At 56.7% G+C, this 13,048-nt stretch carries 8 protein-coding genes; 5 read left to right on the forward strand and 3 right to left on the reverse strand.

What is annotated here, in order from left to right:
- The 3 genes from ROO76_21430 to menC all read left to right on the forward strand — a co-directional run.
- Positions 1-800: HNH endonuclease family protein (locus ROO76_21430; GenBank protein MDT8070731.1), on the forward strand; the 800-nt coding region annotated here is incomplete at its 5' end.
- Between the two features lie 135 nt (positions 801-935).
- Positions 936-1,202: a hypothetical protein gene (locus ROO76_21435; protein MDT8070732.1), complete on the forward strand. Its 267-nt coding sequence runs from the start codon at positions 936-938 to the stop codon at positions 1,200-1,202.
- 417 nt (positions 1,203-1,619) lie between these two features.
- Positions 1,620-2,768, forward strand: a complete 1,149-nt coding sequence (gene menC / locus ROO76_21440) for an o-succinylbenzoate synthase (GenBank protein MDT8070733.1) — start codon at positions 1,620-1,622, stop codon at positions 2,766-2,768.
- On the opposite strand, the gene ROO76_21445 is transcribed toward menC, so the two are convergent.
- From ROO76_21445 to ROO76_21455, 3 genes are all read right to left on the reverse strand, one after another.
- A complete protein-coding gene (locus tag ROO76_21445) occupies positions 2,749-4,083 on the reverse strand; it encodes an amino acid permease (protein ID MDT8070734.1) in 1,335 nt (444 codons plus the stop codon). The two genes, menC and ROO76_21445, sit on opposite strands and share 20 nt — an antisense overlap.
- A gap of 117 nt (positions 4,084-4,200) precedes the next feature.
- Entirely contained in the window at positions 4,201-5,418 is a 1,218-nt protein-coding gene (locus tag ROO76_21450) for a dipeptide epimerase (protein ID MDT8070735.1), read from the reverse strand.
- 53 nt (positions 5,419-5,471) lie between these two features.
- The gene (locus ROO76_21455; GenBank protein MDT8070736.1) at positions 5,472-7,490 is read right to left on the reverse strand and encodes a serine hydrolase domain-containing protein; all 2,019 of its coding nucleotides are present in this window, start codon (positions 7,488-7,490) and stop codon (positions 5,472-5,474) included.
- A gap of 262 nt (positions 7,491-7,752) precedes the next feature.
- On the opposite strand from ROO76_21455, the gene ROO76_21460 reads away from it, so the two are divergent.
- Positions 7,753-9,267 carry a serine hydrolase gene (locus ROO76_21460; protein MDT8070737.1) on the forward strand — a complete coding sequence of 505 codons (1,515 nt, stop codon included), beginning with the start codon at positions 7,753-7,755 and terminating at the stop codon, positions 9,265-9,267.
- Between the two features lie 209 nt (positions 9,268-9,476).
- A complete protein-coding gene (locus tag ROO76_21465) occupies positions 9,477-12,764 on the forward strand; it encodes a TonB-dependent receptor (GenBank protein ID MDT8070738.1) in 3,288 nt (1,095 codons plus the stop codon).
- The last annotated feature ends 284 nt before the right edge of the window (positions 12,765-13,048 follow it).

Raw genomic sequence — 13,048 nt, forward strand, 5'->3', positions numbered from 1 at the left:
TTCAGCTGTTGGATAGCTTCACGGTGAACGCTGCCCACTATGCAGCGGTGCTAAACCCATCTGATGAGTTGTGGAATCGATACCCAGAATCTCTCAAATATCATTTGGAGATGCTTCACTTCATACGCGTCACGCAAGGCCGACCTCTCCTGTTGGCTGCAGTTCAGAGGTTCAAGGATCAACCTCAACAATTGGAGAAGGTCCTTAAGACCGTGTTGAACTGGTCTGTACGGTTGCTGATCTCGGGGCGCCTTGGTAGCGGGTCGCTGGAAGAGAAGTATGGCGAAGTTGCGCGCGCCCTCAACAAGGGTGAGATTAAAACTATCGCGGAGATGACCGAGAAGTTCAGTCCTTACGTTCCAACAGACGCGCAATTCGAAGCAGCGTTCGCCACCGCTGACGTGTCAAAGGCCTACCTGGCGAAGTACTACTTGATAACACTCGAGCAACATGTCCGGACCCCGAATCAGAAGGATGATCCGCATTGGGATGTTTCAAAACGTGGTGGCGTCAACCTAGAACATATATTACCCAAAAGCCTGAAAGAGGCGCGCAAGCCTCTTGGAGAATGGGTATTCAGGTTGGGCAATATCGTTCTTATGCAAGCTAGCAAGAACGCACAGTTGGGCTCTGCGGACTACTCACCGAGGAAGAGTGAAGCATTGTCGGCTTCAGACTTTGTTCTGACCCAGGAAGCCGGCGGGAAGAAGCACTGGGGCCCTGACGAGATTTCTGAGCGGCAAAGTAGGCTGGCGAAACTCGCAGTCTCGGTATGGCCCATCCGAGTTGGCGGAAAATGAGTTGCCAGGGGGCTGAAGAATGGCATTTTCACCTTATGTAGTTCACCGCTCCATTAGATTAGTTAATGAGTGAGATGGCCTGTTCGCGCCAACTATCGTCAAGGGGCGTTCTTCGAAGGGGTAGAATCAAGTCATATGCTGAAACCCCGTAAGGGCAATCGCGCTGATGATGTGCTTCCTGCAATGCCCATGGATACTGCGGTGCAACTACTACGTGCAAACGTCAGCAAACGGATGCGAGTTACTTTCACGGACGGTGTGACGCAGTTGATAGACATCGATTGGGTGGACGATGAAGGGTTCGGCCATAGCGGCGCCAATGGTACTGACCCCAAGGCATACTGGACACGCTTCGAGGGCATTGCGCACCTCGAACCTGCCTCCGATGCGGATAGCTGTTGATATATCGTCATACCGTAATCCATCCAGAGTTGCTGGAGATGGGGACCGCCATTCGCTGCAATCCAGCTACAATCCATTACGCCGAACGATTGGCGTTTTTCGCGTACTTCGAGTGCCGTCCGTGCTCCGCAAGTACTTGAAATTACGTATGAACGCGGATTCGATTCCTACCGCGCTCACCAACCTTATCCCTACCTTCTCAGGGCGAAACTATTTCTCACATTGCGGCAGCACTGGGACGGTCACGCCTGAGTTCTGAGTTTTCGTTCCGTGTATCGACTCTGACTACCCATGTTGCCGTTTAGCTTGTAGTCACTAGGACTTCCTGTCAATCATGAAATCATCATATAATGACACTTCTTGACTTCATGCATCATCTGTTGTAAACCGTCTGGACGAAAACACCTGGGGGGACCTATGAAGATCGACTTCATCGCGCTACGCGAACTGAAGATGAAGCTGAAAGCTCCGTTCGAAACCAGCTTCGGGACGACATTCGAACGACGGGTGCTTCTGGTCGAGGTCGGCGCGGATGGTCTCAGGGGCTGGGCCGAAATCACCACCCAGGAGGAACCGTTCTATAACGCGGAGACCACCGAGACGGCGTGGCATATCTTCTCCGATTACATCGTTCCAATGACACTCGGCAAAACCGTCGATCATGCGTCGGAGATTCCCGGTCTCGTATCCGCCATTCGCGGCAATGAGATGGCTCGCGCAGGGCTCGAGAACGCGCTTTGGGACATCGAGGCGCAGGAACTGGGGATGCCTCTCAGCAAGTTGCTCGGCGGCACTCGCACGGAAATCGCCTCCGGCGTCTCCCTTGGCATCCAGTCGGACACTGCAGTCCTGTTAAACAATATCGAGAAAGAACTCGCGGCCGGATACCAGCGCATCAAGCTGAAGATCAAGCCCGGCATGGATATCGAGGTCGTCCGCCGAGTGCGCGCGCAGTTCCCCGACACTCTCCTCATGGTCGACGCAAACTCTGCGTACCGCCCAGCAGACGCGCCGCTACTGCAGCAACTCGATGAATTCAACCTGATGATGATCGAGCAGCCTCTCAATTGGGACGACATTTACCTGCACGCGCAGTTGCAGCGGGCGGTGAAGACTCCAATCTGCCTCGACGAGTGCATTCACAACTCTCGCCACGCGCGCGCGGCGATCGAGTTGGGCGCTTGTCGCGTTATCAATATCAAGCTGGGACGCGTCAGTGGCCACTCAGAAGCACGAGCCGTACACGATGTCTGTCTCGACAACTCAATTCCTGTGTGGTGTGGCGGGATGCTGGAATCGGGCATCGGCCGCGCCCACAACGTTGCCATGTCCTCCTTGCCGGGGTTCGTCCTTCCCGGAGATGTTTCGGCGAGTGCGCGCTACTGGGAAGAGGACATCATCGAACCGGAAGTGGTCGTGAGTTCGCGCGGCACGATTGCCGTCCCTCAGATTTCCGGCCTGGGATTTGCCGTTTGTCGTGAGCGCATTCAGCAATTCACAGTTCGCGAACGCACATGGCGCGCAACTGCTGCATTCGCCGCCGGAGTTAGGCCCGAGGCGCGCTGAGCGCTTTTGAGGGGGCACCGCGACGTTGCCAAATCAGGTACACGGGAACCCCGGTAATCACGAGTACCAGTCCGACCAAGGCCCGCCGGGGTTCCGCGACGACCGTATTCAACACGAGCGCCGCAGCCGCGATCACGAATAGCAACGGCGTAAAGGGATAGCCGGGAACACGGTACGGACGCGGAGTATCCGGTTCGCGCCGTCGGTAAACAAATACCGCCGCCGCGCCGAGACCATAAAAGATCCAGCCAGTGAAGACAACGTACGTGAGCAACTGTTCAAACGTGCCGCTCGCCGCCAGCACGGCAGCCCAGGCCGATCCTGCCACAACCGCGAGTGCGGGCGTACGAAACCGCGGATGGACCTCCGCCAGTTTCCGGAAAAAAACCCCATCGTTCGCCATCGCGTAATACACGCGCGGCGAGGTGAGCGTCAGGCCATTTGCCGCACTGAAGATAGAAACGAGAATCGCAACCGCGATCAGCTTGCCAAAGAACGGCCCCAGCACAACGCGTATCGCCTCGGCCGCGACGCTGTTCGACGCCGCCGCACCCGCGCTTCCCAGGGCGGTGACATAGCCTAAATTGGCGACGACATAGATGACAATCAACGAGATCGAGCCAACGAGGAACGCGCGCGGGAAGCTGCGCTGCGGGTCTACCGTTTCTCCGGCGCTGAACGTGCAATACTGCCACCCCTCATAGGCCCACAGAACACTGATCATCGCCAGTCCGAACCCGGACATCAGCGACCCACCCGTCTCAAGCACCGGTTCAGAAGGCACGCTTCTATGCGACAAGAGCAGTACCGCCGACATTGCGAGAATCGCAACGACCTTGATTGCCGTCGCCACGTTCTGGAGGTTTGCGCTCTTGCGAGTGCCAAGCACATTGACTGCGGCAACCACGCCGATCATGCCAACCGCGATCAGTTTGGCTTCAAAGGCCGTCAGCAACACGATTTGTCCAAGGTAAGTGCCGAACGCAACCGCGAGCGTTGCAACCGACCCGCTACTGATCATGAAGAACAGTGCCCAGCCGTAAATGAATGCCATCGGCCGTCCGAACGTGTCGCGAATGTAGACGTACAGGCCGCCAGCCTGCGGTTTCATGGCGCCAAGTTCGCCGTAGGTCAGCGCTCCCAACAGCGACAACACGCCGCCGACGATCCACACCAGCAGGGCGAGGCCGACGTGTTGCTGCACATCACGCAGGACAGGTCCGGGCACAAGGAAAATTCCCGAGCCGATGACAGTTCCAACAATCAGCAGGACGAGATCGCGAAACGTGAGCGTTCGTGGCAGCGATGTATTCATTCAGTTTAGAGAGCCGGGGATCCGGCTGACACCCCACAAAGGAACTGCCATATTAGTGCAAAGAGATAAAAAACGCGCCCGTTGCTTTCACAACGAGCGCGATAGGGGGAGAGTATTTCAGGCAACGTGCAACTTGGACAGATATCCAGGGTCGAGGTCCAATCCTAGACCCGGAGCCTGCGGCATGATTACGTTGCCATCCTTCACCGTAAAGCCACCGATCACCGGGTCGTCCACCAGGAACAAAAATGCATCGAGGTCGGCGTACACAATTGTCTTCTGCGAGCAGACCAGGTGGGCCGCCGCTGTCAGACCCAGCTTCGTTTCGTCCATGCAACCAACCATGCACTGCAGGTTAGCGGCTTCCGCAACGCTGGCGATTCGTGCTCCGTGCAGAATCCCGCCGGATTTCATGAGCTTGATATTGATCATGTCGATGGCTCCCCGCCGCACGCCTTCAACTGCGTCGTGCTCCACGTGGACACTCTCGTCGGCCATGACCGGGATGGGCGCATTGTCGCGAACGAACTTCATTCCTTCCCAATCCCACGAGGCGACGGGCTGTTCTGCAAACTGAACCCGGTATTTCTCAATCTGCCGAAGTGAGCGCACGGCATCGGCAGGGGTCCACCCCTGGTTGGCGTCAACGCGAATATTGATATCGGGCCCGACTGCTTCGCGGACCGCGCGAAGTCTCGCCGTGTCCATCTCCGGCGACTCACCTACCTTCAACTTCACCGTCTTGAAGCCGTCGCGCACCACCTGTCGCGCCGACTCAGCCATCACCTCCGGTGGTTCCAGAAAAACCGTCTTGTCGGTATCGAACTGGCTCCTGAAGCGTCCCAGCATGCAGCAAACCGGCTGTCCGGTGAGTTTTCCGCAGATGTCCCACACCGCCATTTCAAGCGCAGCTTTGGAACTAGGATTAGCCGGGGCAAAGGCATCCATGTCCGATACCAGACGTGCTATCTCGAACGGGTCGCGGCCCTTGAGCTTTTCGCCCAGCGCCTTTGCCATCACCACGGCCGATTGCTGCGTCTCGGCCGTGATCGGCGTGAACGGCGATCCTTCGCCGTAACCAACGACGCCATCTTCTGTCCGCACCCGGACGAAAAAGCCTTCCGAAGTCTCTTCGTTGCCCAGTGAGATCCTAATGACGGTTTTCGTCTTGATGGTGTATGGAAAGACCTCGACATCGCGAATGCGAGTCGCGCGCACAGGGATCTTCACCTTTTCCTGCGTCGCCGCCATGACCTGCGACACACGGCCGAGAAACCCGCCGGAAACAGCGGCACAGCCTAACGTCTTCAGAAAACCCTTTCGTGACATGTTCATAGGTTCTCCTTCACGACTCAGACAACAGCGCTGCGATGAGTACCTCTCCTCCGTTAGTACTTCAAGCTCAGGTTCAGCAGATTCCAGAACAACGCGTACCAGGCGAATCCGACGCATGCCAGTGCAATTACCGCGTCGCCGAGTTTGCTCCACAACCAGCGGCCAGGAGTGCTCCACGACCGAAGCGCGTTGTAAATCGCCACCAGGGTTCCAATCACGCCAAGCCATCCGCACAACTGGATCAGGCGCAACCAGCCGTTGTAGCTGGGACTCATCATCCCGATGTCCTTCATCGCCATCGAGAAGAAGGTGACAAACCCAAGGACCATTGCGAGGTCCAGAATACAAACGAGTCGAACCAGCAGACGCATCTGACGATCGCGAGCGCCAATCTCGAGTTTGCGTCCGTAATGCCGCCGAATGAGCGCGCCCACGGGCCAGAACACGAGTGTCAGCACAAACACGGAAAGAGATGCGACGATAATGAAAGTGTTCAGGGAACCTGTCTCATACCAGTGGTCCTTCTCGAACACCATGAACGGAAAATCAATGGCCATGATCTGCCGGTCCGAATCCTGATCGTGCTTGAACCCAAGCATGTCCTGCCCGTCGACTTCGCGGAAAACCATCGGCGCAATTTCGCGGAACTTCTGCGGCTGGCCATTCAGATCCTTCATTCCGCTTGCGCTGATGGTTCCATCCGAATTGACAGTTACTTTCGTCTGACCGATCGCGTTGAGAACCCAAAACAGTGTGGTATCACCGCGACGCGAAACGATGTAGCTGCCTGCCACCTTTTCTGCATCGGCCTTGGCGGTCGCGAGCGCCGGCTGGTCTGGTACCTGGTATGGGAAGTACCGATCGAGGAAAGCATGGAATAACGCTTCCCGAGGCCTGTTTTCTCCTTTGCCGGCACTGTTGTAGGAAATGAAGAATCCAACGTTGGCGTCCGGAATGAGATGCAGGTCCGAGTGAAAATTCTCCGTGTCGCCACCATGGCCAATAATGCGATGGCCGTTGCGCGTCTCTTCGTAGAATCCCAGGCACATGCCAGGCAACTGGGGCAGGTTCTGGAATGCCACTGAATGCATGAGCTTCGCAGTCTCGGGTTTCAGTATCTGCGCTCCTTCATATTGCCCGTCCTGCAGGTGAGCGATCATGAAGTGCGACATGTCCATGGCAGTGGTGGACACACTTCCCGCCGGAAACGCCTGCACGACTTCGAACGGCTTCGCTTTTCCGGAACCCAACCTGTAGCCCTTCGACATCATTGGCGCCAGAGCCGCGGGCAACGGCTGACGGAACGTGGTGTCTTTCATCCCCAGTGGATTGAAGATGTGCTGCTCGACGTAGTCGTCGAACGGCTGTCCCGACACGCGCTGCACGATGTATCCGGCCAGCGTGGTGGCGTAATTCGAGTAGGCAGGGAGAGTCCCCGGCGCGAATATCCGGTTCGGCAGGTGCGCTTTTACGTACTGGTCCAGCGGTACCAGGTCCTTGACATCGGAAATGAACAACTGCTGCACCGTCTCTTCGAACCCCGAGGTGTGAGTCATGATGTTGCGCAAGGTGATCGGCTTTCCATCGCGCGGCGGAATCTTGAAATCGAGATAGTCGTTTACATCACGATCCAGGTCGAGTTTCCCCTGCTCGACCAGTTGCATCACCGCCGTCCAGGTAAACAGCTTCGAGATGGAACCCGGGCGGAAGAGTGTGCCGTCCGCCGACACGGGGGTCTTCTTCGCCACATCGGCATACCCGTATCCCTTCGCGAACAGGACCTTGCCATCCTTCACCACCAGCACCACCGCACCCGCGATGTCCTCGCGCTGCAACTGCAGGGGCACTATGCCGTCGAGAAAAGCGCCCAGGTCGCTTGCTGTCAATTCGTGAGTTCCCGACGATGGCTCCGGGGCAGGCGCCGTTTCTGCGGCTTTTTTTGTCGCGGGTACTGACGGCTTCGGCCCTTGCGCCGATGCCGGATCTTGCGCCATCAGAGCAAACGTAATCACGAGGGCGACGATCAGCGACTTTATCAAGCACGGTTTCACTGGGATGGGAATGATGCGCACGGATGAATCCTCCTGCCGGAAATGAACGGCCGGGAACCTGCTGCCGTCTTCTCGGCTTAAATTTGCCTTCCGCCGGGATTCCGTCCGGCGAACTAGCGCAGTTAGGGTTGCAAAACAACAAGGGCCGGATGGGATGACGGTTTACATCACATGATGCAGAATGTCAAGCATTGTCATCAAATAGTGCAATTTTCATTGACAACAGTTTCGGCTGCACGTAAAAGTGTCCGCAATCCTCGCCAGTACTGCATTGGAGCGCACCGTGAAATTAGCACGACTCGTTGGGATCGTACTGTTTTTTTCATCGATATCCATTGCGCAGCAGAGCCAGCCAGACACGGCGAAGCTCCAAGGCATCGACAGCTTCGCCAACCAACTTCTGACTGAATGGAAAGTGCCCGGGCTGGGTATCGGCATCGTTCACGATGGCACGGTAGTACTGGAGAAAGGCTACGGATACAGGGATCTCGAACAAAAACTGCCGTTCACGGCGAGGACGCTCTTTCCTGTTGGATCGACGAGCAAATCCTTCACCGCCCTCGCGCTGGCCATCCTGAAGGACCAGAAAAAATTGGATTGGGATGATCGCGTTCGCCAGTACCTGCCCTCCTACGAACTCGCCGACCCTGTCGCGAGCGAACGTATGACTATTCGCGACCTGCTGCTGCACCGCTCCGGCCTGGCGCGTAATGACATGCTCTGGTACAGCTCGGATTTCACCCGCAAGCAGATCTTTGATCGCCTCAAATACCTCGAGATGGGAAAGGGATTCCGCAATCGTTTCGACTACAACAACCTCGGGTACATGACCGCGGGCTATCTCGCGGGAGAAGTCGCTGGCTCCAACTGGGAGCAACTGGTTCGCACGAGCATTCTCGACCCGCTGCAAATGACCTCTACTAATTTCAGCGATGCCGATTCCGCGAAGTCGCCAGATTACGCGCTGCCCTACGATGAGGTGGACGGCAAGGTTGAGCGCATTCCATTTGCCTCTACCGCGGCCATCGGACCCGCCGGCAGCGTTCACTCCAGCATCGACGAAATGATGCATTACGCGGAAATGCTGCTCTCCGGCGGCAAGTACAACGGCAAACAGATCGTCTCCGAAGCCAACCTGAAAACGATCCAGTCGCCGCAGATTGTGATGGGAGCGCCGTCGCCTTATCCCGAACTGAGCGACCCGGTCTATGGCATGGGATGGGTCATACAGACGTATCGCGGGCATCACTACATTTGGCACAACGGCGGCATCGACGGCTTCTATACCCTTTTGGCCCTGCTGCCCGACGACCACCTCGGGGTAGTTGTCTTCACCAATCGTCTGGACCGCGCCGCCGCGGAGGTCCTTGCGAGAAACGTTTTCGACCGCGTGTTGGGAATGCCACCTGTCGATTGGGACAGCCGCTTCCGCGAAACTGCCGCTAAAGTCACAGAGGCCGAAAATGCAGAACGCAAGAAGATCGCCGATGAGCGCAAGCCCGGCACCCAACCTTCTCACCCTCTAAAGGACTACACCGGAACGTATACGCATCCGGCCTACGGAACCGTAGCGGTAAGCATTGAGGGCGACCACCTCAGGATTGCCCTGAACCGGTTGTCCGCGCCACTGGAGCACTTTAACTATGACGTCTTCATCGTCCCACAGTCGCAGCGAACATTGGGCGATTTGATGGTTCGTTTCCAGACCGCCACATCCGGTGAAATCGATAGTGTCGCGCTCCCCTTGGAGGAAGACATCCACGACATCGTTTTCAAGCGCGCGAAACCCGCCAAGTAGAGTTGCGGGCAAAAACCGGGGAAGTGGTGAGCACCGCCCAGAATCCGCAAAATTCATTAAATGATGATTTATGTTGACTACACGCAACAGTTGATGTAAACAGCTTGGCCAAGCTGATAGTCCCGCTATCGGCAGAGCGTGACCCGGCAAGTTCTCAGGGGACCCCATCAGGTGTGGCGCCTTGCCGCAACGCAAGCGCTGGAGGAATTATGAAAAGCAATCCGTCGGTTCCTGCGTTCCTGGGACATCGCAACGTCAGCGCGCGGGGTTGGCCGCTTTGCCTGGCCCTGGCGCTCTCACTCCTTCTAATTGCGCCCTTGGCGTATGCGCAAACCACATCGACGATCCAGGGCACCGTCACCGATGAACAGGGCGCCGCCATCGTCGGAGCCCAGGTCACGATCGCCGAGCCATCATTAGGTGTCTCGCGACAGGCGACAACCGACTCGACAGGTCTCTACCGCGTAGCCGGTCTTCCCCCCGGCAACTATTCCGTGACCATTGGCAAGAGCGGATTTTCTTCGCAGAAGTCGTCGGACCTGGAGCTATTGGTCAACCGCACCGTGGCATTGAACGTCACTTTGCGCGTCGCCACGGTAGCCAGTGAAACGACCGTTCAGGCTGCAGCACCTTTGCTAGAACCGACCGCATCGTCAACCGGCGGCACCATCACTCCGACACAGATTTCAAGCATGCCCATCAACGGGCGCGACTACCTCGACCTGATGCAGTTGGTGCCCGGCGTGACCATCAACAAGCAAAACGCGACTGCCAAAAGCGCGAGCCAATACGATGCATCCAGTGACTCAACCACTCCCGTAATGGGCGAGCGCGCCGGAAACACGCTGTTTCTCATCGATGGAATGCCGAATACCGACGAGGTGAGCGGCGGCGCTGCATCACAGTTCAACGAAGACTCCATTCTCGAGTTCCAGGTGATCACTGCGGGCTACAAGGCGGAGTTCGGTCACGGGTCCGGGGGAGTCATCAACGTGATCAGCAAGAGCGGTACGAATCAATGGCACGGTGGCGCTTCGTTCTTCCACCGTAATTACAAGCTCGATACGTCGAATACCAAGGCGAGCAATGCTCCCTTCCTGCTGCGTTGGGATCCTGCCATACAGTTTGGCGGTCCCATCAAGAAGGACAAAATTTTCTTCTACGGATCGGCGGAACGCATTCGCGAGAGCCGGCAGCTGAACTTCGTCTATCCGAACGGCACCCCGGACTTCATCATCGCCCAGCAGGAACAGTACGATTTCCGTAACCAGACGTACGATACCCGGCTGCGCGGGAAACTGGACGAGCAGCTTGGAAACCACCGTTTGACGCAGCAAGTCAACTGGACCAACACACAGATCACCAATTATCTTCCACTCTCCGACTACACCAGCACGCCATCGCAACGTTACAACCTCGACGCACGCCACCTGATCCTCGGATTCAGCGACACCGCTACCCTTGGAAACCAGGCCGATCCTTACTTGTTCAGTGCCTTCTACCAGTACCGCGGTGAGCCCAGTCGGACGCAGGCGGCGAACCCTGGTGCGGGTGCCGCATACACTTCTCTTTATAGATTCAGTTCCTACGATACCGGCTCATTGCTCGGAGATTTGGATACCGTGCACCTTGGGTACGGTGGTACTCCCACATTGATGGATCAGAAGTATTCGTCCGCTGGCGTAAGCCTTGCGAAGCATTGGGGACGAAATAATTTCAAATTCGGCTGGGATTTTCAGCACATGGTAGTCGATGGAACCGAGTCCTCTTTCCTCACCAACCAGTTGTTCACGACTGATAGCGATCTCCAGCAATATGGGCCGAACAGCGCCGGAGTGTATCTGCTCCAGACACCAACACCGACCTCGGCAAAGGATTCGCAGATTCGCCTGCGAAACATCTACAACGGTCTCTTTGTTCAGGATGACATTAAGCTCTTTAAGAACTTGACCGTAAATGCAGGTCTCCGTTGGGATCGTGACTCAAGGTTCCCGACCAATGGGAACGTCTCACCCCGGGTCGGCTTCGCATGGGCTGTCACCCCGAAAACTGTTATTCGCGCAAGCTACGGCCTTTTCTACGATCACTTCCGTCTTGGCTTGGCACGCGACATCCCAGATTTCGGCGGAGCTAACCTCACGCAAGTGACGTACTTCTCCTTCCCGCGCCTTTTCTACGGAAACCCAACCATCATGCTGCCGTTGTTCGCGTACGTTGGGTATAACGTCCCATGCGTGGCGAGCAACGCCACCGACACGCAGATTGGGGGAGGGGGCTGCCCGTACAACCCCGCCCTTCCCTACTTCGGCAACGATCACCTGAACGGTATTGTCGCCCCTGGTCATGCCCCAATTCCCGCAGGCGCCGTCGTCGATATTTCCAACGTGCAGTCTCTTACCGGCCTCAGTCCGCAGCAGTTTGCCGATCAAGCTTCTGCTGCCATCGGCCAGCCTCAGGGCTACTTTAGCTGGGACCTGCTCGGGCACCTTGGAGCAGGAAACGTGATCGGCGCCTACCAGCTTCCCACCATCGTCGACAAAAGTTTCAAGGTTCCGTACACGGCAGGCTATCAGATCGGAATTCAGCGTGAATTCACTCCCACGTTTGCAGTCTCGGCTGACTACTACCACCGAGATATGCGGGACATTCTTGGTCTGCGAGTTTCAAACCTGACGTTCGCATCCAGGCTTGACAACAGTCGCTCCACGACGGACGGGACGGGGCTCCCTATCAACAGCTTCGGACCGTGGTACTCAGGAAAGTATGATGGCTTGATCGTTACTGGCAGGAAGGTAATGAGCCGTCGCTTCACCCTCGAAGCAAGCTATGCGTGGGCTAATGCAACCGACGATGTAATCCAGTACACCGGCACCGGCACAGCGCTGCCCTCGGATAGTTTTGTCGGGGTTGTTCCCGTCGTGAGTGAACCTACAGGCACAATCAATGTCCCTAATGGCATTTACAACGGACAACCTTGCGGTGGTTCAAACCAATCCGGCCCATTCCGGGCTTGCAATGAGAACCCGGTGCCGCAAGCCGGAAAATTCTACAACGGACCCGCATTGGACAAGGGTCCGTCATCGCTTTCGCTGAACCATACATTTCAGGTCAGTGGACTTCTCGATCTCCCTTGGAAATTCCAGTTCAGCAGCATATTCCGTGTCCAGAGCGGTTTTCCTTACAGCCGGGACCTGAACAACGATTCCATAGATGTCGATGGAGACAGCTTCTTCACCGGCATCGATCTCCGACCCGGACGTAACGCCTTCAACGCGCCCGCGTATACCAATATGGACATCCGCGTGGGCAAACGATTTGATTTCAACGAGCGTATCAAGCTGAACCTGTACTTCGAGATGTTCAACCTGTTCAATGCGGCCAATCCTGCTGCTGTCCAAACCCGTCCGGATCAACCCCTTCCTGCGCTTCCTTTTGGTGCGGTGGCCGAGGTTCTTCCCGGCCGCGAAGGACAGGTTGGCTTGAAGTTCGAATTCTAAGGCTGAGGCCCGGGCTTTGCAGTTAGTCCGGGCCTCTAATCTTTGCAAGAGTCTGGCCATGCTGTACCTTGAGTGCGGAGCGACTTTCGGCGCAATCGCACGAGGTTCGGCATGAGGACGAAGAAGAGAGCGAAGTTGCAGACCGCAGCTAAGACGGCAAAGAACTCGAAGGGCAATGGTTCCTCGCGTTTGCAGGAGCGATTTGCGAAGGCCGACGCCGAGGGCAACCTGAACAATACCAGGCGGACCCTGCTGCGCGCCATCCTCGACAATCCCGCCGAGGC

The organism is Terriglobia bacterium (genome assembly GCA_032252755.1).
Classification (GTDB): Bacteria; Acidobacteriota; Terriglobia; order Terriglobales; family Acidobacteriaceae; genus JAVUPY01.